We start from the raw sequence: 24,847 nt of genomic DNA on the forward strand, positions 1-24,847 counted from the left end.
GCGAGCCGACCAGGCTATCAGGACTCCGACGCAGCGACGGTCACCGTCCGGCCGAGACCGCCTGCAGAGCCTCCGTGCGCGGGGCGGTCGGCAGGAACATCCGGAACTCGGTGCCCACGCCCTCCTTGCTCGTGACGTCCATGGTGCCGCCGTGCGCGAGCACGATCGCCCGGGTGATCGTCAGCCCGAGGCCGACCCCGGGCACCGCGTTGCGGGTCGCGGTCGAGGCGCGGAAGAAGCGGGTGAACAGCATCCCCTGCTCGTCCTCCGGGATGCCGAGGCCCGTGTCCCGCACCGAGAGCTCGATGCCGCCGTCGTGCGCACGCACCGCCGCCGTGACGCGTCCCCCGGACGGTGTGAACTTGATCGCGTTCGAGAGCAGGTTGTCGAGCGCCTGACCGATCCGGCCCGGGTCCGCGGCCATGCGCACGGGGGTCTCGGGGACCTCGGCCACGAGGTCGATGCTCTCGCGCTGCGCATGCGGCCCCGAGGAGGCGACCGCACTCCGCACGAGCTCGCCGAGGTCGACGTCCTGACGCTCGAGCGGGAACCGCCCCGATTCGACCTGGGCTGTGAAGAGCAGGTCTCCCACGAGCGTGAGCAACCGTTGCGCGTTGCGCTCGATGATGCCGACGAAGTCCTGCTGCTCCTCGGTCAGAGGCTGCGCGGGGTCGTTCTGCAGAAGATCGAGGAACCCGATGATCGCGCTGAGGGGCGTGCGCAGCTCGTGCGAGATCATGCCGACGAACTCGTCCTTCATGCGCGCCACCTCGACCGCCCTGGTCTCGTCCGTGAGCACGAGCAGGTAGCCGCGCGTCTCACCGTCGGCATCCTTCCGCGGGCTGACGGTCACGCGTGCGGGGACGACCGTGCCGCCAGCGGTCGTGACCTCGATGTCGCCCTCCACCGTGCGCTCGGCGTCGGCCCGGGCGAACAGCGCGCGGATGCCGGAGGGCAGATCGGCGTCCGCGGACGCGCACGGCGCATCGCCGACGAGCTGCGAGAGCGCCGACACGGAGAAGAAGCGGTCGATCCTGATGTCGTCGAGTGCCTCGCGGACCGACAGCCCGAGCAGGCGCTCCGACCCCGGGTTCCATTCCGTGATGGTCCCCTCGCGATCCACGGCGATCACGGCCTGCACCGTGATGGAGGCCCACAGGCTCTGGAACGAATCGAGGAGCAGACGGTACTCGCGTTCCTTTTCGGTGAGCTGCGCCACCATCGCCACGTTCTCCGCCAGGGCCGACGTGCGATCGGCGACCAGCCGCTCGGCCTGCTCCGCACGGACGCGCTGCTGACGCGACAGCTCGTTCACGACGGCCGCCAATGCGGAGAACACGAGGGGGCCGATGACACCGCGCAACAGCTCGACGGAGGTGTCCGGCGGCTCGGTGAGGTACGGCATGAGGAGGGCGATCGAGGTGAGCGCCCCGACGGCGAAGACGTAGCGGATGCCGGGAGCCGCCGCGATCCACACCACAGGGAGCAGGACGAGCGACGTGAACACCGACGTGGCGCCGCCGGTGCCCGCACGGAAGAGCCCGAGGCCGATGATGTCGATCATCGGGATCATGAGCACGATCCACCCGTCGTACACGCGCCGCGCCGTCAGGAATCCCGCCTGCAACGTGGCGAACAGCACGAGCGACACGCCGGCGAGGGCGGCGTCGGCGTTCGTGAAGGGCAGATCGGCGATCACCCAGGTCGCAGTCACCGCGAGAGCCGCGGCGATCGCGGTCGGCGCCTGCTTGATCAGGGGGCTGGGGTTGGTGAAGATCGCGTACCAGCCGATCTCGGCCCGGCGCAGCGGCGTGGCGTTCATCGCGCGACGCCCCGGAGCAGGGTGCGCAGTTCGGCGCCCCTGGTCGGCTTGGGGAGCGCGGCGTCCGCGTCCGGGTACTCGGCCGTGTCCAGGACGGAGCTGACGATCACGAAGCAGTCCGGGAATCGGCGCCGCACGAGGCGCACGCATTCCTCGCCGCTGATGCCGGGAAGCAGCAGGTCGATCACCGCGACCGTCGGCGATATGTCGTCGAACGCCGCCACCGCGGTCTCGGTGGTCACGGCCGCGAACACCTCGAACCCCTCCCGTTCCAGGTGCCGGGTGAGCAGCGTGATCTGATCCGCGCTGTCCTCGACCACGAGCGCCAGCGGCCGCATGCTCATCGGAGCAGCAGCTCTCGCGCGACGACGATCACGATCACGACGGCGAGCGACAGCAGCGCCTGCGGGATCAACCTCTTCTCACGTCGGGCGTCGGCGAGGATCTCGGCCTCTTCGGTGTTCTGCGGGGATGCATCGGTCATGAGTCGACCCGTCCGATCTTCTCGGTCTTGATCCAGGCGGCGTCCGCGCGGCGCCACTCCTTGATGTAGGAGTCCACGGTGATCGCGCACAGCAGCGAGCCGTAGCCGCACACGTACAGTAGGAGTCCCGCGAAGAAGCGTCCGCCAGGGAGCGGCTCCACAGCGCGCGCGAGCCAGATGCCGAGCATCGAGATCGGACCCCACAGGTAGAAGACCACGGCCCAGATCAGCAGGCTGTGATCGGTCACGGGGAGGCCGAGGGCACGCAGCGTGCTCTCGAACAGCCAGGGGAACAGGGCGAACGCCATGAGGATCAGCGCGCCGAGCCCGGGGAACATGATCGCCTCGCGCCAGGACTGCCGCCCGATCCGCGGATCCAGCTGCACCGAGTACAGCATGGAGAAGATGTAGATGCAGGCGGCGGCGATCCACATGAAGCGGAAGACGAACTCGGCGATGTCGCTGTGCAGGACGAGGAGCGCGAGCAGCCCCGCCGCTGCGAGGAGCATGAACGCCGGCAGCAGCAGGATCGTGAACCAGGCCAGGCCGAACGCGAAGCTGCCGAGGTTGTGCTCCGTGCTCGGACGGAACCAGAGCCGCTTGTAGATCGAGGTGAGCTGCACGTTGCCGCGCGCCCAGCGCAGGCGCTGCTTCCACAGCGCGTCGATCGTGCGGGGCTCCTCCGCCAGCACCACCGCGTGCGGCTCGAACACCATGCGCCGTCCGTGGAGCTGGCCTTCGAACGTGGTCATGGTGTCCTCGGCGAGCGTGCCCGTGGGGATCCGCCCTCCGATCGCCTCCAGGTTCGCGCGGGAGTGCAGTTGCGCGCCGCCCGCGAGGCACGCGATGGCCCCGCCCACGTTCTGCGTGCGGCGTGCCGACAACTGCCCGATCACGTACTCGATGGCGATGAAGCGGGTGAGGTAGTTGCGATCCCGACTGCCCTCGGCGATGTACGCCGTGACGGCCCCGACCTTCTCGTCGGCGAGGTGCCGGCTGAGCTTGCGCAGCGAGTCGCGCGCGAAGATCACGTCCGCGTCCATGATGAGCACGGACTCGGTCCACTCGTCCGCGAGCACGATGTCGAGACCGTGGTTGAGCGTGTGCGCCTTGCCCTGACCGCCCTGCTCGCGTCGCAGGTGCACGACCCGGCCCGGGTGCGCTGCGGCCTTCGAGGCGACCACGTCGGGGGTGTCGTCGGTGGAGGCGTCGTCGATCACGAAGACCCGCAGGCGGTCTGCGGGGTATTCGAGCTGCAGCAGCCTCTCGATCGCGGGCCCGATCACGCGGCCCTCGTTCCAGGCCGGGATCAGCACCGCGATCCGCGGGTGGTACGGCGCGGCCTTGTCGTAGTGGTTGCGGAAGGCGTGCAGCGGCAGCGCGAGGAACTGCAGTCCCGTGTTGACCACGGGCAGCGTGCCGACCAGCACGCAGAGCAGCAGGACGACGACCACCACCGTCTCGAGCCAGGTGAGTTCGGGCATCAGACGTCCTCGTTCAGCAGTGCGGCGACGCGCTCATAGCGGCCGACGTCGGCCGCCTCGTGGCTGTCGGTGGAGGCGACGATCACCGCACCCGCGTCGCGCAGCGCGTCGAGCAGGGGCCGACCGGGGCATCCCCACTTCTCGTTGACCTCGACATGGGTATCGGTGGCGACGGCCGCGCGCGCCCAGGAGTCGATGCGCTCGGCACCGAGGTCGTCTTCGGAGAGACCGATCTTGGGGAGGATCGAGAAGCAGTGCGCGAGCTGGTTGCCCGGATGCCGGTTCATGGCCGCGACCAGGGCGGAGACCAGCTGGTCGAGCACGTCGGATGACGCCCAGCCCGCGGCTATCCGCTCGCGGACGGCTGTCGGTCCCAGGGGACCGTCGTCGCCGGGGAACTGGTGGTCGGCGATCAGGATGCGGTCGATGCCCGACGGGAGGTCGGGGATGTCGAGGGTGCCCGCGACGTCGAGGATCTTGGCCTCGACTCCGGTCAGCACGGTCAGCCCCTCCGGCACGCGCAGTGCGCGGACAGCGGTGAGGTATTCAGGCACCCAGGTGGTGTCGCGTCGCACGTGGTCGACGAGGCGAAGCGTCTGGAGACCCCGCTGCTCGGCGGCGGCGACGTTCTCCTCGAGCGTGGCGACGGCGTCGTCCGAGAACGTGGAGTGCACGTGGTGGTCGCCGCGCAGCGCGGGATGGCTCACAGCTCCTCCTGGTGGCCGGCGTGCGCGGAGACGAGCACCTCGTCGACCTCGACGATGACGTCCTCGAGGAACCGCACGGAAGCGATCTCACGGAACGGGATCGCGGCGGGCAATTCGGCGCCGAGGAAGAGGTCGGCGACGAGCGAGGGGATGTCGACGCCGGCGGCGATCGTGAGCGGGAGCGCTCCCGGGAAGCGCGGATTGACCTCGAGCAGCATCGCGCGCCCCGCGCGGTCGCGCCGGAGCTGCACGTTCGCGACGCCGACCAGGCCGATCGCCTCGGCGATGGCCGACGCCGTCTCGATGAGCTCGGGGTCGTGCACCGTCCGACCGGCGATCGCGACGCCGGAATCGACCCGCGCACGCGTGCGAGGGACCGCCGCCACGACGTGGCCGGCGGCGTCGGCGATCACGTCGACCGAGTACTCCTCGCCCGGGAGGAACTCCTGGACGATCAGCCCCTCGTCGACCGGCAGCGCCTCCAGCGCCGTTCGGTCGGGAACCAGCCGGATGCCGCGACTGCCGGCGCCCTGACGGGGCTTGGCGAACACGGGGAAGTCCCAGTCGACGGCGAGCGCATCCGGCCCGGCGAGGAGCGTCCGCGGGCTGCGGCCGGTCGCGGCGCAGCGCTCGGCGAGCAGGAGCTTGTCGAGGGCGGTGGTCAGGGTGTCCTCCGACGGGGCCGCGAGCACGGCGGGCGCCAGCTCCTCCCGTCGTCCGGCGAGCGCGACGAGCTCGACGTCGACGGTCGAGATCACGAGGTCGAGCGCATCCTCGGCCACCATGCGCGCGATCGCCGGCACGAAGTCGACGTCGCGCCCCGGAGGCACCAGGCGTCGCTGCGCCGGCGGGACGAGGTAGATGCCGCTCGCCCACCCGTCCATGTCGGCGGCGAAGACCGTGAGCTCGGGTCGGCGCAGGAGCGAGCGGATCACCGCGACTCCCGCCGGACCACCCGCACCGGTCACGAGTACGCGTGCAGTCATCAGCGCTCCAACTTCGTGAGTTCCTGGGCACCGACGAACTCGGCGGTTTCCCGCACGACCTCGAGCGGCTCGACCGCGGCCCCTCCCCCGAACCGCGACCAGTAGCGCGCGGTTGCGGTCACGAAGTCGGGGTCGAGGTAGTCGCGCGTCGCGGTCTGCGAGGCGAAGCAGGCCAACAGCTGGAGCTTCTCGCCGAGGTAGTCGTCGATGCGCACGAAGCGCGTCGGACGGAAGTCGATGGTCGCGGACGGGCTCTGATAGCAGGCCACCGTGCCGACGCGGCGGGTCGCGACCAGGGTGGCCTCGTTCGCGGCGCGGTGATCCTGATGGCGGTCGTGGTCGGAGTGGGTGTACACGACCGTGGGCTGGACCTCGGCGACGACCTCCTCGATCAGGCGCACGGTCGCGCCTCCCCCGGAGATCTCGGTGTCGACGAGGTCCTTGAGGAACAGACGCGCACCGAGCCGCTCGGCGGACGCGAGGGATTCGTGCTGTCGGCTGTCGGCGTCGCCACCGCGGGCGCCGCGGGACAGAGTGAGGATCGTGATCGAATCGCCCGCACGCGCATGGGCCGCGAGGATGCCGCCGACGCCGATCTCGACGTCATCGGGGTGGGCGCCGATCGCGAGCACGGTCTGCTTCGGGCGCCCCGATTCGCGGCGTGCCCGCCCCTCGGCGGCGAGGCGCGTCACGGCCTCGATGAGGCGCGCATTGTCGAGCGGCTTGGTGAGGAACTCGTCGGCCTGAGCGCGGAGCGCCGACACCGCGTACTCGACCGACACGTGGGCCGTCATGACGATCACGGGCACCAGCGGATCGCGGCGACGCAGCTCGGCGAGAAGCTCCAACCCGTCGAGACCGGGCATCTCGATGTCGGTCACGACGACGTCGGCAGCGAAAGACTCGAGTCGCTCGGCGGCGGATCGTCCGTCACCCGCGGTCACGACCTCGCAGCCCGCGCGTCGTTGGAGCACGGTCTTCACGAGCAGGGCGACATCGGGATCGTCGTCGACGACGAGGACGCGGGGTGCGGCGTCGGTCATGGCAGCAGCTCTCGATGGGGATATCCCGTGCCGATGGGTGCGGCGCCGAACTCCGGAGGTCCTCCCTCCCCGGAGCTCGAGGGATGTCGAGCGGGTCTTGCTAAATACTGGCATATCAGCGGCTGAGACGTGCGTGGAGATCCTCCAGATTTCCACACGCGGATCAGGACCCCGCGCGCGCCGCCCTCTTCTCCTGCTGGTACACCCGGATCGCCTCGTAGCGCTCGGCCGACCGCGCTCGACGTTTGTGGGCCTCGTCCTCCCGGTTCTTCCGCGGTGCCGCGGTCACCAGGCCGTCGATCAGCGCCCTCGTCGCGCGGGCGATCTCCTCGACCGCGAGGTCGAACGTCTCCTGGTTCGCACGGGAGGGCGAGGTCGTGCCCGCGATCTTCCGCACGAACTGCAGCGCGGCGTCGTGGCATTCCTCGTCCGTCGCGGCGGGCTCGAGGTTGTTCAGAGGCACGATGTTGCGGCACATACCCGGCACGCTACGCCGCACCCACGACATGCGGAAGGGGACGGACGCGCGCGGCATCCGTCCCCTCCGTCCGATCTCAGCGCTTGTAATTCGGCGCCTCGACCACGATCTGCACGTCGTGCGGGTGCGACTCCTTGAGACCCGCCGCCGTGATGCGCACGAAGCGACCCCGCGTCTTGAGCTCCTCGATCGTGCGTGCGCCGACGTAGAACATCGACTGACGCAGGCCGCCCACGAGCTGGTAGGCGACGGCCGAGACCGGCCCGCGGTACGGGACCTGGCCCTCGATGCCCTCCGGGATCAGCTTGTCGTCGCTGGGCACATCCGCCTGGAAGTAGCGGTCCTTCGAGTAGGACGTCTGCTTGCCGCGCGTCTGCATCGCGCCGAGCGAGCCCATGCCCCGGTACTGCTTGAACTGCTTGCCCGACTGGAAGACGATCTCGCCCGGCGACTCGTCGGTGCCGGCGAGCAGCGAACCGAGCATGACGGCATCCGCACCCGCGACGAGAGCCTTGGCGATGTCGCCGGAGTACTGCAGGCCGCCGTCGGCGATGACCGGGATGCCGGCGGGACGCGCCGCGAGCGACGCCTCGTACACGGCGGTGACCTGGGGCACGCCGACACCGGCGACCACGCGGGTCGTGCAGATCGAGCCGGGGCCCACGCCGACCTTGACGGCGTCCACGCCCGCGTCGACGAGCGCCTGAGCGCCCTCGCGCGTGGCGACGTTGCCGCCGATCACGTCGATGTGCGCGAAGCTCTCATCGGCCTTGAGTCGCTTCACGAGGTCGATCACGCCCTGCGACTGGCCGTTGGCGGTGTCGACGACGAGCACGTCGACGCCCGCGTCGCGCAGCGCCTCGGCACGCTCCCACGCGTCGCCGAAGAAGCCGATGGCCGCGCCCACGCGCAGGCGCCCCTGGTCGTCCTTGGTGGCGAGAGGGTACTTCTCGCTCTTGTCGAAGTCCTTGATCGTGATGAGGCCCGCCAGCTTGCCCTCGTCGTCGATGAGCGGCAGCTTCTCGACGCGGTGCTTCGCGAACAGCGAGATGACCTCGCCCGCTGCGACACCGACCCGGGCGGTGACGAGACCCTCACTGGTCATGACGTCCTTCACGAACGTCGTCTGGCGCTCGAACCCCGAGACGAACCGCATGTCGCGGTTCGTGACGATGCCGACGAGACGGCCGTCCGGGTCGACCACGGGCAGACCGGAGATGCGGTACTTGGCGCAGAGCGCGTCGACCTCCTCGACCGTGGCGTCCGGCGTGGTCGTGATGGGGTCGGTGATCATGCCCGACTCGCTGCGCTTGACGCGGTCGACGTGCGCGGCCTGGTCGGCGATCGAGAGGTTGCGGTGCAGGATGCCGATGCCGCCCTCACGCGCCATCGCGATCGCCATGCGCGACTCGGTCACGGTGTCCATGGCGCTCGAGAGCAGAGGAGTCGCGACCGAGATCCGGCGAGTGATCCGCGACGAGGTGTCGGCCTCGCTCGGGATGACGTCGGTGTGCCCCGGGAGGAGCAGCACATCGTCGTACGTGAGTCCGACGAAACCGAAGGGGTCGTGCTGATCCATGGATTCTCCTCCTGCGGGCGCGTGGTGGGTGCGTATATCAATTCTAAGCGGCGCAGGGCTGAGGAAATTCCCGGTGTGACGCGGATCGATGACCCCCTGCGGCGTGGAGTTCTCGACTCGGGTGTGCGACTTCGTGATCAGATCGTGGCCGCCGTGAGCAGATCGTGCCTTGGTTGAAACAGAGCCGACACATTACGCTCATACCGTCGTACATCAAGGCCGATGAACACCCTGTCTTGGTCTGTGTACTGGACTGGGAGGTTCTGTGAGTCCGACGATCTCGGCGACTCGGCGCGGAACGCGATGGGGCATCACCCTTCTCGCGACGCTGCTCGCCCTTGCATTCCTGTGGTTGCAGCCACCCGCCTCCGCCGCCGCCGAGGAGACCGACGACGGGCAGGAGATCACCGACTTCTACTTCGGCGGTGTGATCACGTTCGAGGATCAGCCGATCGAGGGCGTCGTCATGACGATCGAGGGCAAGGGCTTCGAAGGCGAGACCGAGACCGACGCCGAAGGCAAGTGGCGACTGTACGTCCCCGAGAAGGAGAAGTACACGCTCACCGTCGACGAGGACACCCTGCCCGACGGGGTGATCGTCGATGCGGCACAGCTCCCCGAGGGCACGCAGCCGATCTCCGGGACGACGGCGTCGTTCGAGGTCGAGTTCGGCCTCACCGGCACGAAGATCATGAACCTGTTCCTCGGCGAGGGCGAGCGGGTGACGTCGTCCTTCATCGACCAGCTCATGTCGCGACTCGTCGGCGGACTCAACTTCGGTCTGCTGCTCGCTCTCGCATCGATGGGAGCCGCGCTCATCTACGGCACCACGCGCCTGTCGAACTTCGCGCACGCCGAGATGGTGACGTGGGGCGGTCTCGTCGCCCTCGTCACCACGAGCTTCTGGCACCTGCCCCTCTGGCTCGGCATCGCCGCGGCCGTGATCGGCGGCGGGCTGTTCGGCTGGGCCATGGATGCGGGCCTGTGGCGCCCACTCCGACGACGAGGGCTGGGCGTGGTCCAGCTGATGATCGTCAGCATCGGACTCTCGCTCGCGCTGCGCTACCTGTTCCAGTACTTCATCGGCGGTGGCACGAGGCAGCTCCCCGGTGCGAGCCCCACGCCGATCCAGTTCGGTCCGATCTCGCTGTCCTACATCGACATGATCGCGATGGGCGTCAGCATCGTCGTGATCCTCGGCGTCGCCTGGTTCCTGACCCGCACCCGTGTCGGCAAGGCGACCAGGGCCATCTCCGACAACCCGCAGCTCGCGGCGGCCTCCGGCATCGACGTCGACAAGGTCATCCGCATCGTGTGGATCCTGGCGGGTGTGCTCGCCGCGATCTCCGGCATCCTGTGGGCGTACTTCCGCCCCGGGGTGAAGTGGGACATGGGCATGCAGATGCTGCTGCTGATCTTCGCGGCCATCACGCTCGGCGGTCTCGGCACCGCGTTCGGCGCTCTGGTCGGCTCGATCATCGTCGGGATGGCGGTCGAGCTCTCGACCCTGTGGATCCCGTCCGACCTCAAGTACGCGAGCGCACTGGTCATCCTCATCGTCATCCTCCTGGTGCGGCCGCAGGGTCTGCTCGGACGCAAGGAAAGGTTGGGCTGACGATGGACTTCGGAAGCATCTTCTCCAACACCGCGGTCTACCTCTTCAGCCCGGTCACGATCGCGTATGCGCTCGCGGCGACCGGCCTCGCGGTGCACTTCGGCTATGCGGGCCTGCTGAACTTCGGCATGGCGGCGTTCATGGCGGTCGGCGGCTACGGCTACGCGATCTCCGTGCTCTCGTTCGGGCTCCCCTGGTGGGTCGGCATGCTCATCGGGCTCTGCGGCGGAGCGCTGTTCGCGGTGCTGCTCGGCATCCCGACCCTGAGGCTGCGAGCCGACTACCTCGCGATCGCCACCATCGCGGCCGGCGAGATCGTGCGGCTGCTCTTCACGACGCAGGTGTTCGACGAGTTCACGAACTCGGCCGACGGCCTCGCGCAGTACAACGGCGGCTTCCGCGACGCGAATCCGTTCCCGCCCGGCACCTACGGCTTCGGCCCGTGGACGTACACCGCGAACGACCTGTGGAACCGCGTGTTCGGCGTGATCGTGCTCGCCCTCGCCGTGTTCGTCGTCTGGGCTCTCATGCGCAGCCCGTGGGGACGCGTCCTCAAGGGCATCCGCGAGGACGAGGACGCCGTGCGCTCGCTCGGCAAGAACGTCTTCGCGTACAAGATGCAGGCGCTCGTGGTCGGCGGCATCATCGGGGCGGCGGGCGGCATAGTGTTCGTCCTCCCCTCCGCCGTGGTCCCCGGCAGCTACACGACCTCGCTGACGTTCTTCCTGTGGACCGTGCTGCTGCTCGGCGGTGCGGCCACGGTGTTCGGACCGACGCTCGGCGCGATCCTCTTCTGGGTCGTGTTCGCGTTCCTCGCGAACCTGCTCCCCGCGTTGGCGAAAGCCGATCTCCTGCCCATGTCCGACAGCCAGGCCTCGACGCTCGTCTTCATCTTCGTCGGCATCGCGCTCATGCTGCTCGTGATCTTCCGCCCGCAGGGCATCCTCGGAGACAAGAGGGAGATGACCTTTGTCAAGTGAACTGACCCCCGAAGAAGACTCCGCCGCGGCGCCGTCGACCGGGAGCATCCGCCGCCCGAAGACCACGGGACTCACGAAGGGCCCTGCGGCCCCCGGCGTCGCCAAGGTCGATCCGATCCTCGTCGTGGATGCCGTGCAGCGGCGCTTCGGCGGCCTCACTGCCGTGGACGTGGATCACGTCGAGATCCCCCGCGGTGCCATCACGGCGCTGATCGGGCCGAACGGCGCCGGCAAGACGACGCTGTTCAACCTGCTGTGCGGTTTCGACAAGCCCAACAGCGGCACCTGGTCGTTCGACGGCAAGAACCTGTCCGGCGTGCCGTCGTTCAAGGTGGCGCGCATGGGCCAGGTGCGCACGTTCCAGCTCACGAAGTCGCTGTCGCTGCTCACAGTGCTGGAGAACATGAAGCTCGGCGCGCCCAATCAGCGCGGCGAGGGCTTCTGGTCGAGCCTCTTCCCGTTCCTGTGGCGGAAGCAGGATCAGGAGATCGAGGTCAAGGCTCGCGAGCTCCTCACGCGGTTCAAGCTCGACGCCAAGGAGAAGGACTTCGCCGCAGCGCTCTCGGGCGGCCAGCGCAAGCTGCTCGAGATGGCGAGGGCGCTCATGAGCGATCCGACGCTGGTCATGCTCGACGAGCCCATGGCGGGGGTGAACCCGGCGCTGACGCAGTCGCTGCTCGACCACATCCTCGACCTGAAGGAGCAGGGCATGACCGTCCTGTTCGTCGAGCACGACATGCACATGGTGCGTCACATCGCCGACTGGGTCGTCGTGATGGCCGAGGGCAAGGTCGTCGCCGAGGGTCCGCCTGAGGAGGTCATGGAGGATCCGGCCGTCGTGGATGCGTACCTCGGTGCACATCAGGACGTCGACCTCGGCGCGGTCACGGGACGCATCCCCGTGCTCGCCGACACCGCGGCCGTCAAGCTGCGGGAGCAGATCGAGGCGGAGGCCGACGCCGAGCTGACCGCCGAGGAGAACGAGGAGGGACGCTCATGAGCGACACGACATCCGGAAACGCCGCAGCGACGGCGCACGACGACGTCGTGGTCGAGTTGACGGACGTGCACGCGGGGTACCTGCCCGGCGTGAACATCCTCAACGGCGCGAACCTCGTGGCCCGTCAGGGAGAGCTGATCGGCATCATCGGCCCGAACGGCGCCGGCAAGTCCACGCTGCTCAAGTCGATCTTCGGCCTGGTGAACGTGCGCTCCGGCGAGATCACGCTCAACGGCGAGAGCATCGTCAACCTGAAGGCCGACAAGCTCGTGAAGCGCGGAGTCGCCTTCGTGCCGCAGACCAACAATGTGTTCCCCTCCCTCTCGATCGAGGAGAACCTGCAGATGGGGCTGTACCAGAATCCCAAGGCGTACGCCGAGCGGCTGGAGTTCGTGACGAGCATCTTCGCCGAGCTCGGCAAGCGCCTCAAGCAGCGCGCGGGATCGCTGTCGGGCGGTGAACGCCAGATGGTGGCGATGTCGCGGGCCCTGATGATGGACCCGTCCGTGCTGCTGCTCGATGAGCCCTCCGCGGGCCTGTCCCCCGTGCGTCAAGATGACGCGTTCATCCGCGTCTCCGACATCAACAAGGCGGGCGTGACGACGATCATGGTCGAGCAGAACGCGCGTCGGTGCCTGCAGATCTGCGATCGCGGCTACGTCCTCGACCAGGGCAAGGACGCGTACGAGGGCACCGGACGCGACCTGCTGAACGACCCGAAGGTCATCGGCCTGTACCTCGGCACGCTGGGAACCGACGCCGCCTGAGCGGCTTCGTCGGACACGGCAGAGGGGCGGATGCTGCGGCATCCGCCCCTCTGTCGTGCCCGGGAACGTGGCACCGGTCGCATGACGAAGGCCCCGGATGCTGCATCCGGGGCCTTCGCGCGATCAGTCAGCGTGTGCTGAGGCGATCAGTTGGTGCGCTCGATGGTGTTCTCGGCGTTGTACTTGTAGATGCCGATCGTGGCGCCCTGGGGGTCGCCCGCCTCGTCGAACGTGACCTCGCCGGAGTAGCCGTCGTAGTCGGCCGTGCCGCCGTCGTTGATGATCTTGGCGCAGTCCGCGAACGTGGTGCACTTCTCACCGTCGCCCGAGCCGCCCGAGATCTCCTGCATCTTGGCCGCGATGTCCTTGCCGTCGGTGGAACCCGCCGCCAGCGACGCCAGCGCCACGAGCACGACGGCGTCGTAGGCCTCGGCCGCGTACGTGAAGTCCTTGACCTCGGGGTTGCCCTCACCGGTCCAGTACGTCTGGAGACGGTCGGTGAAGTCGTCCTCGAGCGCGGGGCCGGCCTTCGTGCCCTGTGCGCCCTCAAGCGACACGGGGATCTCGGAGCCGTAGTCGGACAGGTTGCCGTCGACCATGTAGAACTTGTCGGCCGAGATGCCGGCGTTCACCAGCAGCGGCGCGATCGTCTTGAACTGGTCGAACGACACGATCGCGACGGCGTCGGGGTTCTGCGCCTTGATCGTCTCGACCTGCGCGTCGAACTGCGCGTCGCCGACGTTGAAGGACGCCTCCGCGACGACCTGGCCGCCGGTGCCTTCGAACGTCTCCTTGATGGCGGCGTCGAGGCCGGTGCCGTAGGCGTCGTTCTGGTAGATGATGCCGAGCGTCTTGGCGCCGTCCTCGGCGATCAGGTTGCCGAGGACCTCGCCCTGGAGCAGGTCGCTCGGAGCCGTGCGGAAGTACAGGCCGTCGTCGTCCCAGGCCGTGAAGTCCGGCGAGGTGTTCGAGGCGGAGATCTGCAGGATGCCGGCGCTGACGTTGCCGTCCAGGATGAGCTTGGAGACACCCGACGCTGCGGCTCCGACGATCGCGGAGACGCCCGCACCCTGGAGCTTGGTGATCGAGGTCTCGTACGCCTTGGTGTCGGTGTCGCCCTCGTCCTCGGCGGTGAGGTCGATGGTGATGCCGGCCTTGGCGTCGTTGATCTCCTGGACCGCGAGCCCCACGCCGGACTCCATGGGCGGGCCGAGGAAGGCCAGCGAGCCGGTCTGGGGCAGCAGCGAGCCGAGCTTGAGGGTGAGGTCCGCTGCGGGCTTGTCCCCGCCGCCCGAACCCTCGTCGGAGGGCGTGCTGCTGCAGCCCGAGACGACCAGCGCCGACGCGCTGACGAGCGCGATACCGGCGATGATCTTGGCGCTGCGCGAGCGCGTGAATACGGTCATGATGCTCCCTTGCGTGACTGGCCGCGGATATCACCCGCGGTCGGATGCTCTACACATTAGGTCCAGAAGGTCTCGATCAGGAGTCGTCTACATTTCGGTGCGTTAACGATCCGCACGAGGTGCTCATGCCTCGGAAGCGCTGATCACAGAGCCGCGACGACCGCGCGGCGTCCACGACGCGCGGTCAGCAGCAGATCGGTCACGAAGACCGCGATCGCGACCCAGACGAGGATGAAGCCGATCCACCGCTCGAGGGGCATCGGCTCGCCGAGCACGACGGCGCCGATCACGAACTGCATGACGGGGGTGATGAACTGGATCATCCCGATCACGGTGAGGTCGATGCGGCGCGCACCCGCGGCGAACAGCAGCAGCGGCACGGCGGTCGCCACGCCCGCGAACGCCAGCAGCGCGACATGCCACGGACCGTTGGCCCCCACCGTGAGGCCTTCCGGAGTGGTCGCCACGAGCACGAGCTGCACGATCGCGATGGGCACCAGCCAGAACGACTCGAGCGTGAGCCCGCTCACGGCGTCGACCGCGGGGCCGATCTTCTTCTTGATGAGTCCGTAGAGGCCGAAGGAGGCGGTGAGCGAGAGCGCGATCCACGGGAACGAGCCGTACAGCACGACGATCACGACCACCGCGACGGCGGCGATCCCGATCGCGGCCCACTGGAGGCGGCGGATCCGCTCCTTCAGCACGAACACGCCGAGGAGGACGGTGGTGATCGGGTTGATGAAGTATCCGAGGCTGGTCTCCAGCACGTGGCCGGTCAGCGTCCCGATGAGGAACACCTGCCAGTTCACGTAGATCAGCAGGCCGGCGAGCGCCGTCCAGCCCAGCAGACGCGGCTGGCGGACGATGACGCCGAGCGCCGCCCACCCACGCATCACGGTGAGCAGGATCACGCAGAACACGAGGGACAGCAGCACGCGCCACGCGACGACCTCCCAGGGCCCGGTGGGGGTCAGCAGCAGGAAGTACAGGGGCAGCACGCCCCAGAGCAGATACGCGCCGCCCGCGTATACGACCCCCGCGGTCTGGGCGGTGCGGGTGGTGGGGCTCGTCAGGGTCACCGCACAACCCTAGTCCCGTGCGCCGCGGTGCCGTCCCGAGCGCCCGCACCGGCGTGGACGTTGGCAGGATTCGCTTGCGGAATGGCGGGATGCCGCATCCGCGTGCCGACCGCAGAGACCCCCTACCGTTCACACGACGAACGTCTTATAGTGAGCGTGTCCGACACCTACTGGGGATGGTAGACGGAAACCGATGAGCGAGTTCGAGTACGTGCTCGCGCTGGAACTGGGGACGAGCCGCATCGTGGCGGCGACTGCCCGTCTCGCGCCGAGCGGAGAGATCACAGCCAGCACCTGCGCACTGGGGCAGGAGAGCGAGGGCGTCGCGGTCCTGGCCGCCGTGACCGACGACGGTGCCCTGCTGTTCGGAGCGGCAGCCGACGACGCCGAGGGCACGGCACCCGATCGCACCTTCCGCGGATTCACATCCGGTATCGGCGACGAGGTCCCCCTGATGGCGGACGGCCGCACGGCCACGTCGGCGGATCTGACCGCGGCTCTCGTGGCGTGGGCGACCGACACGGTCGGAAGACGAGAGGGCCGCGGCCCGGCATCCCTCGTCATCTCACACCCGTCGGCCTGGACGGAGTACCGCAGAGACGTCCTCCGCGTCGCCCTGATCGAGCGCGGGATCACCGACGTCCACTTCGTGTCCGCGGCGGAGGCGATCACCCTGATGCACGACGAGCTGCAGCCGCTCGAACCCGGCGACGCGATCGCGGTGTTCGATCTGGGCGCCACCTCCTTCGAGGCGACGGTCGTGCGCAAGACCGCCGGAGGAGGGTTCGGCCCGCTCGGAGCGTCCGTCGCGCTGGCGGACCAGGGCGGATCCTCGTTCGACGACGCCGTCTTCGCCCACGCGCTGGCCGCCGCGAGAGCCGAGGGCTCCCTATCGACCGACGATCCCGGCTCCCTCTCGGCCCTCACCCGGATGCGCGCCTCCTGCACCGCGGCGAAGCACGCTCTGTCGACCGACGCAGAGGCGACCATCACCATCCCTCTCGCGGCCGGCGAAGCGACCGTGCGCCTCACGCGCTCCGAGTTCGAGGCCATGATCGAGCCCGCTCTCGACGACGCGCTGCGCGCGCTCGAACGGGCGATCGCCGGCTCAGGCCGCACACCGGACCGCATCTCGGCGATCCTGCTCGCGGGCGGCTCCTCGCACATTCCGCTGATCGCCCAGGTGCTGTCCGAGCGTTTCGACAGACCGCTCGTCGCCGCCGACGGCACGGCGGCTCTCGGAGCTGCTCGTCGTGGCATCCTCGAGCTCGCGGCGCGGCTGCAGCAGGAACCGCCTCCGGATGCCGCGGGCCGCGCCGTCGCGCTCGAGACGGACGACTCACGTCGGCTGCGACCGCTCGGCCTGCCGCGTCGGACGGCCGTAGCGCTCTCGGTCGCCGCTGCGGCCCTGGTCGTCACTGCCGGCGCCGCCGCCACGGCCTTCGCCGCAGGGCTCTCCCCCTCCGCCGAGTCGCAGAGCGCCACGGCCGACGGCCTCCGCGCCGCGACCGGGCAAGGCGTATTCGGACTCACCGCTCTGCTCACGCTCCCCCTTGGAGACGACGCCGACGCGGCGGAGGTGGAACCGGTCGTCGTGCCGATCGAGGCGCTGCCGCCCGCTGCCGAGCCGGACGCCGACCCTCCGGCGGCACGGCGCGCCACCAGAGACCCGATCCCCGATACCGGGCGCCCGGTTCCCCCCGCGCAGATCGCGCCGTCGACGGATCCTTCGAGGACGGCTCCCTCCGGAGGCGCACCGCTCGGCCCGGTGTCGACGCCGCAGCCGGTGACTCCGCCGACCGTCGTGCAGCCCTCGGTCGATCCTCCCGCCGTCGAGCAGCCTCCGGCGGATCCGCCGCCCGCAGAGGAACCGCCCGCCGAGGGTCCTCCTGTCGACCAGCCGCCGGCCGACCAGCCCGTTGCTCCGGCGACGGACCCCACGGACCCGGGACTCTGAGGGGCGCACCCCATGAGCATCCACGAGCGCACTCCCGTGCACGTGCCGGACGGACCAACGTGGACGATGCCGCCGACGCTGTGGGAGAAGCGCCTGCGCCCGATGCTCGACTCCCTGACGGAGCAGGACTCGCTGGCGCGTGCGGTGCTGGTGGGCGCTGCAGGAGCGGGCAAGACCGCAACTCTGCATCGTGTGCGCGCGCAACTGATGCGAGACGGGCGCCGGGTTCAGGTCGCGGGCTCGGCCGACGTCGACATCGAGCGGGTTCCGCCCGACACCGTGCTGCTCGTCGACGACCTCCAGGCATGCGACGACGAGCAACTGGCCCTGGTGCGAGCCCGTGCCGCCGATCCGGACGCATCGCTGATCGTCGCGCTGCGCCCGTGGCCGACGACGATCGCGACCCGCGCGATCACGCGGTCGCTCGCCGCGAGCCTCCCGGCGGTGCTGCTCGGAGACATCGGTCCCGCCGACATGGAGCGCCACCTGAGCGCGACAGGACGCGGGTTCCCCGCCTCGTGCCGTCAGCACATCCTCGAGATCACCGCAGGCGTCACCTGGCTCGTGGCGGCGGCGCTTGCAGAGCATGACCGGGACGGCTGCGACGACGACGCGCAGCACTCCGAGCTCGCCAGGGCGCTCGACGCGCGCGTCGCGCATCGCCTCGACGAGACCGATGAACCGCTGCGAGGCGCGATCACGCGAGTGTCGGTCATCCCGCCTGGCGCGAAAGCGCCCCGCGACCCGTTGACCGAGGAGGAGATCCGGGCGGGCCAGGCCGCCGGTCTCCTCCTGCGGAACGGCGACGTGCTCCCCCTCATCCGGCGCGCGGTGCGGTCGACGCTCCCCGCCGCGAGGGTCGCCGAGCTCGGTGCGGCCGCCACCGCCGAGATGCTGCGATCCTCGCCCGACGACCCAGTGCTCGAGGGGATGCTCACCCCGGCCGCCGACGACACCGTGCGCGACGCGGTGATCCAGTACGCGGACAGCCTGCGCGACAGTCATCCCGACCGCGCGGTCGCGCTGTACCGGCGCGTCCTCGACGGAGCGGAACCCGAGACCGCCCTCCTCGGGCTGGCGGAGGCCCACTGGGCAGCCGGCGACATCGACAGCGCGATCGCCGTCGTCGACGCCCTCCCGCACTCGGCCGACGAGCGGCGGCTCGTGGATCTCGCCGTAGGCGTATGGGCGGCGCGAGGAATGATGCGGCACGCCGACGCCGTCCACCGTGCGTCCGCGGACTCCGGCGTCGGCGCGGACGGGATCGGTTCGATGGGCGCGACGATCGCTTCCTTCGGGATCGGCTCCCGCTTCTCTCTCGCGAGTCGCTCCGAGCGCGGGGCCGACGACGGAGCCGCTCGTGACCGCCTCCCGTCCACAGCGGACATCTCCGCCGACCTGCTGCGACGAGGCCTGTCGGCCTCGATCAGCGATGCGTCCGAGAGCGCCCTGGCAGACCTCGTCCGGGCAGCGGAGATGTACACGAGCTCGCAGAGCGCCGGACCGCTCCCCGAGCTGCCGGCCGTCATCGCCACAGCCGTGGCCCTCGATCTGGGGCTCCCACGCACCGCACGGGCTATCATCGACGACGCGATCGACGGCGGGCACGGCGGGCTGTGGGCACGACCGCGGCTGCTGCTCTGGCGGGCATGGATCGCCGTGCAGCGCGCGCGCCCGATCGACGCGCGGGAGGCGCTCGACGCCGCGCACGGAATCATGCCGCGCCTCTCCGCACGCGATGCCTTCCTCGCCGGAGCCGTCGAACTCGCCATCGCGCGGCGCTACGATGACGCCTCCGGACTGGGATCGGCGTGGCGTCGAGCGCGCACAGCACTGCTGCACGTCGACACCGACCTGTACCTCCTGCACCCGCTCACCGAATACCTCGGCGCGGCGGCCCGCATGGGTGAGACGGACCAGACCCGCCGGCACCTCGCGGAGGCACTCGACATCGTCGCCGATCTGGGCGATCCGCCCCTGTGGAGCACGCACGTGCGCTGGGCGGGCGTGCAACAGGGCATCCTGCTCGGCGACCCCGGAGTCGTCGCGCCGCACGCGAAGGCTTTGGTCTCGGCATCCGCCGACAGCCCTGTCGCCGCGGCGATGGCCAGGGCCGGGCGGATCTGGACCTCGGTGCTCGCCGGCCATGTCGACGCCCCCGCCGTCGAGGAGGCGGCCGAAGGACTCGCCGCGGTGGGGCTGAGATGGGACGGCGCCCGCCTCGCGGGCCACGGAGCCGGCCGCGCCGATGACCGGAAGGTCGCCGCCCGGCTCCTCGCGTGCGCTCGCGAACTGCACCCGACCGACGGACAGCGCCGGACGACCGAGCCCGCGCCCGCCGGCGACACGAGCGGACCGGTACCCGAAGAGCTGCTGAGCGAGCGAGAGCTCGAGGTCGCACGACTCGTCCTGCAGGGCAAGACGTATGCCGAGATCGGCGAGGCGATCTTCATCTCGCCCCGCACCGCCGAGCATCACATCGCCCACATCCGGCATCGGCTGGGAGCGACGTCCCGGTCGGACGTCATCGCCAAGCTTCGTCAGCTGATCCTCGACGACCGCTCGGCCGCACCCCCCTCCCTCCCCCTCCGGGCATCGGGGTGATCCCCGATGCCCGTGCGAGAGGAAGGGAATACGCTCCGAAACAGGATCCGGGGACGCCGACGGACACTCCGCCGACGGGATCCACACCATCCGGTCAGATCGGCAAGGGGGAACTGCTCATGACGACACCGATCGAGGCGATAGCCGACGCGCTGCTCGCCTTCATCCTCACGCTCCTCCGGGATCCCGATGCGGCAGCCGAGTTCGCCGCCGACCCCGCCGGCGGACTCGCGGACCAGAACCTCGAGACCGCCTGCATGCGGGACCTGGCTGCGGTGCGACCCGTCATCGTCGACCGGCCGGACATCGTGGCCCGGACGCAGCCGAACCCGGTGCCACCACGCACAGAGGGCGACACCGAGGTCACGCGGGAGATCATCCGCATGGTGCAGCAGTTCTCGACGACGACGATCGACGCGCGCTCCACGATCGTCGACAACTCGGTCAACCAGAGCATCTGGACAGGCGGTGGAGACGTCACGCAGATCTTCGACCAGGAGGCCATCATCGCGTCGGGCGACGGCTCCGTCGCGGCCGGCCACGACGGCACCATCGTCGACAGCGACCTCGACGTCACGATCGGTGACATCGCCATCGGCAATGAGACCACGGAGGGCAGCTTCAACGGAACCGGAGCGCCCCCGGTCGACGCGCCGCCCGCGCCGGTCGAGCCGACTGCGCCCCTCGAGCCGGCCGCGCCCGTCGTGCCCGCCGATGTCGCGGAACCGGCTGACGTGCTGGAGGCCGACATGACCGCGGAGACAGATTCTTACGACGCCGATGCGGCGAGCGCCGCGGCAGCGGAGCAGCCGGTCGTCGACGAGCCGATCGAGGAGGAGTGAGATCAGCGCCGTGACCGACCGCGACCCCGATCAGACTCGGGGAGCCCCCGCACGCCCGTCGACCTCGGGAGGCGACGGGGCTCCCGTGCTGGTCCGGCTCACCCCGCCGTTCGAGGTGCGTCTCACGCAGTTCTTCTGGATCGTGAGCTTCGCCGCCGGCGCCTTCGCCGCGATCTACCTGTTCATCCTGCGCAGCGAGCTGCTCCCGCTCATCGAAGAGGTCGCCCGCTCCGTGACCGCAGGACGCAGCGACGAGACCTACGCGGCCGGGGCGGACATCATCTTCTGGATCGTGTTCGGCACACTGGTCGCGGTGCTGTTGACGCAGATCACGCTCCTCGTCTCGTTCGTCGCACGACGGCCGCAGGTCCGGTGGTGGCAGTTCGCGACCTTCGCGGTGCAGCTCGCCCTGGTCGCGCTGTCACCGGAATGGGTTGCGCTGGGCGAACACGGTCCGCAGGTTCACACGGTGATCATGGCGCAGGCGGCGCTCGTCCTCCTCGCGCTGCTCTGCAGCATCCTGCCCAGGGCCATGTCCTGGTCGGCCCGACGCGTCGACGTGCGCCGGAGTCGGCCGCAAGGCGGCGCCCACGCCGACCTCTGACGCGACGCCCTCCAGAGTGCGAACCACCACTGCCGCCACGGACCGCTCGCGCGTGCCGGCGAGCGGAGACGCCGCGAGGCGACGCCAGTACGCGATTCTCTCACGCACCGCCGCATCGAGCAGGTCGACGTCGGAGCCCGCAAACACGCCGAGGCGCACATGCGCGTCCGTCCCCTCCCCACCGGCGATCCGCGCGGCTTCCTGCGCGTCCGCATCGTCGAGCGGCAGGCGCTGCGAGGCCGCGTCTGCGAGGAGCTCAAGCTCGCGCAGACCGTGGGCGGCCAGACGGAAGCGTTCGATCCCGGCGCGCACGGCGGTCTCGTCGTCGAGCGGATGCTCCCGCAGCAGCCTCTCGATCTGAAGGACGATTCCCCGGGCCTTGAGCGTCTCGGCCCGCGACTGGAGCTGAGTGGCGACGAGATCCTGGATCTCGACGAGACCGCTCTGCGCGATGAGCTCCGCGGCGAGCTCCGAGGAGCTCCTCGCTCCGCCGCGGATCACCGTGACGGCCATGCGCACCCCGAAGATGCCGAACCGGCCGAGCAGATCACGGCGCACCGTGGTGCTGAGCCCCGTGACCTCCGAGTCCCGGACGAAGCGGTCCGCCGACACGAGCAGCCGTTCGCGATCGGCGCGTTCGAGACCCGCCAGCTCGCGGAACGCGATGTACTCGCTCTCCCGCAGCGTGCGGGCGCCTTCCGCGAGCAGCCCCGCGACCGGTACGACACCGAGCGTGAGCGACGCCAGATCCGCGTCCAGCTGGAAGCGCCGGGCGATCTTGCGCGCCGACAGGAGCGAGTCGATGCGGCCGGAGCCGACCTCGTCGGAGCGCGAGAGCACGCCGACCGCGCAGACCGTGCGCACGTGCTCCCTCGAGGCGTCCTGGAACGCCCGCAGGAACTTGACGTCGGAGCCGTGCAGATGACGGAGCAGGTAGACGACGGCGTCGGCCTCGGGCGGCGTCTCCTCGGGGGTGAGGAACCGCGCGGCGCGGGAGGCCGTGTCCTCCGACAGCGACTCGATGCCCGGGGTGTCGATCAGCGTCACCGCGGTCAGCGACTGCAGCGGCCATCCGACATCGATCCATTCGACCTGTTCTGACGAGAGGCCGTCGAGGTCGAGCACCAGCCTCCCCCGTTCCCGATGGATGGGCATGCGTCGCGGTGGGCCGGACCGCGGATGCAGGGTGATCGTCGGCGTCGCGGAGTAGTGGTACCAGGTCACGACCCTGGTGCACTCGCCCGTGTCGGTGGGAGCGATCTGCTCACCCAGGATCGCGTTCAGCAGCGTCGACTTCCCAGCCTTCACCATGCCGGCGAGAGCCAGTCGCAGAGGTTCACGCAGACGCGCGTCGAGCTCGTCGATCGCACGCAGGGCGGCGGCATCCTTTGCATAGACCGAACGCGTCGTCGTCAGGAGATCCCCCACGATCTCGCCCATCCCGGTGACCGTCATCCGTCCACCCGACCGGTTCCGGACGCCTCCGCGAGCGCGCGCGCAGGCGAGGCAGCGGACTCGATCGCCGCTGCGGGATCGAGTTCCAGCGGGGGGATCCTGCTGCGCATCTCCTCGAGCTGGTCGATCCTGGTCTGCAGGGCGCGCACGCGCGCGTCCCGATTCGAGGTGTAGGCGGTCGCTGCGAGCTTGGCGGCGTTCAGCGCCTCCGACAGCGAGCGATGCAGCTCCTCCGCCATCGCTCCGAAGTGATCGCGCGCGGTGCGCTGCACCAGGCGCAGCCGGTCCTTGAGCTGCTTGCCGACCTGGAAGATGACCTCGTCGATGTGCCGACGGACTATCGCCTTCGCCTCCTGCTGGCGTCGCCCGAGGCGCGCGCTCATGTCCTCGCGATACGCGCGTCTGCCCACGAGCACTCCCGCGAGCAGAGACAGCGGATTGATCAGGGACATCCCGATGAGTCCCGTGACGAGACCGACCATGAGGACGCCGCCGTACGAGCCGCGGACTCCGATGTAGATCTTCTCCCCTGCGCTGAGCTGTCCCGAGTCGATCCCCGAGATCTCGTCGACCGCGTCGAGCACGCCCCGGGTGTCCCCCACCTCGATCGTGGGCAGCTCCGCCTCGCCCTTGCTGAACAGGTCGGCGACCTCCTCGGACAGCCAGGTCGACCTCTCGTCCGTCCACACGAAGGTCTCCGCGACCGCTGCCGCCACTCGCTGGTCGAGCCACTCCGCGATCTGATCCCAGATGGGTCCGGGGTCTCCCTCGTCGATGGACTTCTCCGCCTCCCGCATCACACGGCGAAGGCGATCGCGGAGGTCGTGCTCCATGTCGGCGACGAGATCGGCGATGCCGTCGGTCAGCATGACCTGCCACCGCGCGGAGCGCCCCCGGAACTCGTCTGCGCGCTCTTTGGCCTCCTCGAGCTCTGCGATCATGCGTGGCGTGTCCTCGGGGTTCAGGAGGGCGCTCATCTCCGTACGCAAGGAGACGGAGAGCTGGTCGACGACAGACAGCAGGTCGTGGACCGCACCACGGTGGTGGATGAGCTCGGCTCGTCCGAGCACCTCCCGTCGCAGATGCGCCACCAGACCGGGGAATCCCGATTCGTCGTTCAGGATCCGGTCCTGGGTCTCGGCCGCCAGCAGCCGCAGATCGCTCGAGACGGCGAACACGGGGACATCGCCGATGTCCCGCAGATGACGGCGGTCGATCTCCTCGACCTCTCGCCACTCGGGATAGAGGTCGGTCTTGGCGAGGACCGCGGCGACGTTCGGCGAGATGCGCATGGCGTGCCGCAGGAACTGCACCTCCGGCGCCGTGTACTCCTGCGAGGCGTCCGACACCATGAGGACGGCGTGGGCGGAGGCGATCGCCGCCAGGGTCGTCAAGGCGTTGGCCGATTCGAATCCGCCGACGCCCGGTGAGTCGACCAGTTGCAGTCCGCCCTTGAGGATCTCCCTCGGCAGCAACACCTCTGCCGACAGGATGCCGCGCTCGTTATCGGGGTTCCCGTTCACGGAGATGTACTCGGAGAGCTCGTCCAGCGCGATCTCGCGCCGAGTCACCACGTCCTCGCCGGACGGCGTCGATGAACCCTCGTCATGCTCCAGGACCCAGACGGACGGCTCCGCCGCGTACCCCACGATGGTCGGGACCGTGGTGGCGACATCGTCGTCGACCGTGCAGGCGGGCGCATTCACGAGGGCGTTGATGAGCTTGCTCTTGCCCTGTTTGAACTCTCCGACGACCACGACCCGGATGCCGGGGTCCTGAAGGCGCCTGCGTGTCTGGTCCAGACGGGCGGCGAGGTCGGCGCGTCCGGAGGACGCGGCGATCCTCGCGACATCGCGCACCGCGTCGACGACCCCGCTCTCCTCAGCGCCGGATGTGTCCCCCACCACGCCCCCTCGTGTCCTACGTCCCCCGCGGAGGGTGGTGCACCACCCTCG

At 69.6% G+C, this 24,847-nt stretch carries 20 protein-coding genes; 7 read left to right on the top strand and 13 right to left on the bottom strand.

What is annotated here, in order from left to right; translation table 11 throughout:
- Nucleotides 1–40: 40 nt before the first annotated feature.
- The 9 genes from MRBLMX7_RS05315 to guaB all read right to left on the bottom strand — a co-directional run bounded on the left by MRBLMX7_RS05315 (nt 41) and on the right by guaB (nt 8,583).
- Nucleotides 41–1,822: a sensor histidine kinase gene (locus tag MRBLMX7_RS05315; protein WP_363366522.1), complete on the bottom strand. Its 1,782-nt coding sequence runs from the start codon at nt 1,820–1,822 to the stop codon at nt 41–43.
- Complete coding sequence (locus MRBLMX7_RS05320; protein ID WP_363366523.1) at nt 1,819–2,166, bottom strand: response regulator transcription factor; 348 nt, start codon at nt 2,164–2,166, stop codon at nt 1,819–1,821. Before MRBLMX7_RS05320 ends, MRBLMX7_RS05315 begins: the two co-directional genes overlap by 4 nt.
- A complete protein-coding gene (locus MRBLMX7_RS05325) occupies nt 2,163–2,306 on the bottom strand; it encodes a hypothetical protein (protein WP_363366524.1) in 144 nt (47 codons plus the stop codon). Before MRBLMX7_RS05325 ends, MRBLMX7_RS05320 begins: the two co-directional genes overlap by 4 nt.
- Nucleotides 2,303–3,790, bottom strand: a complete 1,488-nt coding sequence (locus tag MRBLMX7_RS05330) for a glycosyltransferase family 2 protein (RefSeq protein WP_363366525.1) — start codon at nt 3,788–3,790, stop codon at nt 2,303–2,305. Before MRBLMX7_RS05330 ends, MRBLMX7_RS05325 begins: the two co-directional genes overlap by 4 nt.
- Complete coding sequence (locus tag MRBLMX7_RS05335; RefSeq protein ID WP_363366526.1) at nt 3,790–4,497, bottom strand: PHP domain-containing protein; 708 nt, start codon at nt 4,495–4,497, stop codon at nt 3,790–3,792. The genes MRBLMX7_RS05330 and MRBLMX7_RS05335 overlap by 1 nt, the downstream gene beginning before the upstream one ends.
- Nucleotides 4,494–5,483, bottom strand: coding sequence for an ATP-grasp domain-containing protein (locus MRBLMX7_RS05340; protein WP_363366527.1), 990 nt, complete (start codon nt 5,481–5,483; stop codon nt 4,494–4,496). The genes MRBLMX7_RS05335 and MRBLMX7_RS05340 overlap by 4 nt, the downstream gene beginning before the upstream one ends.
- Nucleotides 5,483–6,526 carry a response regulator gene (locus MRBLMX7_RS05345; protein ID WP_363366528.1) on the bottom strand — a complete coding sequence of 348 codons (1,044 nt, stop codon included), beginning with the start codon at nt 6,524–6,526 and terminating at the stop codon, nt 5,483–5,485. The genes MRBLMX7_RS05340 and MRBLMX7_RS05345 overlap by 1 nt, the downstream gene beginning before the upstream one ends.
- Nucleotides 6,527–6,689: 163 nt before the next feature.
- Entirely contained in the window at nt 6,690–7,004 is a 315-nt protein-coding gene (locus MRBLMX7_RS05350; RefSeq protein WP_363366529.1) for a DUF2277 domain-containing protein, read from the bottom strand.
- A gap of 76 nt (nt 7,005–7,080) precedes the next feature.
- Nucleotides 7,081–8,583: an IMP dehydrogenase gene (gene guaB, locus MRBLMX7_RS05355; RefSeq protein WP_050721648.1), complete on the bottom strand. Its 1,503-nt coding sequence runs from the start codon at nt 8,581–8,583 to the stop codon at nt 7,081–7,083.
- 265 nt (nt 8,584–8,848) lie between these two features.
- Here guaB and MRBLMX7_RS05360 point away from each other — a divergent pair, with 265 nt between their 5' ends.
- From MRBLMX7_RS05360 to MRBLMX7_RS05375, 4 genes are read left to right on the top strand one after another with little or no spacing between them, the layout of a single operon-like run.
- The gene (locus MRBLMX7_RS05360; protein WP_363366530.1) at nt 8,849–10,198 is read left to right on the top strand and encodes a branched-chain amino acid ABC transporter permease; all 1,350 of its coding nucleotides are present in this window, start codon (nt 8,849–8,851) and stop codon (nt 10,196–10,198) included.
- 2 nt (nt 10,199–10,200) lie between these two features.
- Nucleotides 10,201–11,178, top strand: a complete 978-nt coding sequence (locus tag MRBLMX7_RS05365; protein WP_050721649.1) for a branched-chain amino acid ABC transporter permease — start codon at nt 10,201–10,203, stop codon at nt 11,176–11,178.
- Between the two features lie 46 nt (nt 11,179–11,224).
- The gene (locus tag MRBLMX7_RS05370; protein WP_050722069.1) at nt 11,225–12,178 is read left to right on the top strand and encodes an ABC transporter ATP-binding protein; all 954 of its coding nucleotides are present in this window, start codon (nt 11,225–11,227) and stop codon (nt 12,176–12,178) included.
- Nucleotides 12,175–12,945 carry an ABC transporter ATP-binding protein gene (locus MRBLMX7_RS05375; RefSeq protein WP_363366531.1) on the top strand — a complete coding sequence of 257 codons (771 nt, stop codon included), beginning with the start codon at nt 12,175–12,177 and terminating at the stop codon, nt 12,943–12,945. The genes MRBLMX7_RS05370 and MRBLMX7_RS05375 overlap by 4 nt, the downstream gene beginning before the upstream one ends.
- Before the next feature lie 146 nt (nt 12,946–13,091).
- Here the strand turns inward: MRBLMX7_RS05375 and MRBLMX7_RS05380 are convergent, their stop codons facing one another.
- Together MRBLMX7_RS05380 and rarD are read right to left on the bottom strand one after the other, a co-directional pair.
- The gene (locus tag MRBLMX7_RS05380; RefSeq protein WP_363366532.1) at nt 13,092–14,351 is read right to left on the bottom strand and encodes an ABC transporter substrate-binding protein; all 1,260 of its coding nucleotides are present in this window, start codon (nt 14,349–14,351) and stop codon (nt 13,092–13,094) included.
- Nucleotides 14,352–14,494: 143 nt separating this feature from the next.
- Entirely contained in the window at nt 14,495–15,424 is a 930-nt protein-coding gene (rarD, locus tag MRBLMX7_RS05385; protein WP_363370828.1) for an EamA family transporter RarD, read from the bottom strand.
- Between the two features lie 199 nt (nt 15,425–15,623).
- On the opposite strand from rarD, the gene MRBLMX7_RS05390 reads away from it, so the two are divergent.
- The 3 genes from MRBLMX7_RS05390 (at nt 15,624) to MRBLMX7_RS05400 (ending at nt 20,833) form a co-directional block, all read left to right on the top strand.
- Nucleotides 15,624–17,387, top strand: coding sequence for an Hsp70 family protein (locus MRBLMX7_RS05390; protein WP_363366533.1), 1,764 nt, complete (start codon nt 15,624–15,626; stop codon nt 17,385–17,387).
- Nucleotides 17,388–17,399: 12 nt separating this feature from the next.
- Nucleotides 17,400–19,991, top strand: coding sequence for a LuxR C-terminal-related transcriptional regulator (locus tag MRBLMX7_RS05395; RefSeq protein ID WP_363366534.1), 2,592 nt, complete (start codon nt 17,400–17,402; stop codon nt 19,989–19,991).
- 119 nt (nt 19,992–20,110) lie between these two features.
- Nucleotides 20,111–20,833: an IniB N-terminal domain-containing protein gene (locus MRBLMX7_RS05400; RefSeq protein ID WP_363366535.1), complete on the top strand. Its 723-nt coding sequence runs from the start codon at nt 20,111–20,113 to the stop codon at nt 20,831–20,833.
- A 421-nt stretch (nt 20,834–21,254) separates the two neighbouring features.
- On the opposite strand, the gene MRBLMX7_RS05405 is transcribed toward MRBLMX7_RS05400, so the two are convergent.
- A complete protein-coding gene (locus tag MRBLMX7_RS05405) occupies nt 21,255–22,892 on the bottom strand; it encodes a dynamin family protein (protein ID WP_363366536.1) in 1,638 nt (545 codons plus the stop codon).
- A complete protein-coding gene (locus tag MRBLMX7_RS05410; RefSeq protein WP_363366537.1) occupies nt 22,889–24,796 on the bottom strand; it encodes a dynamin family protein in 1,908 nt (635 codons plus the stop codon). The genes MRBLMX7_RS05405 and MRBLMX7_RS05410 overlap by 4 nt, the downstream gene beginning before the upstream one ends.
- Nucleotides 24,797–24,847 lie beyond the last annotated feature (51 nt).

The organism is Microbacterium sp. LMX7-1.2, assembly GCF_040675935.1.
GTDB lineage: Bacteria > Actinomycetota > Actinomycetes > Actinomycetales > Microbacteriaceae > Microbacterium.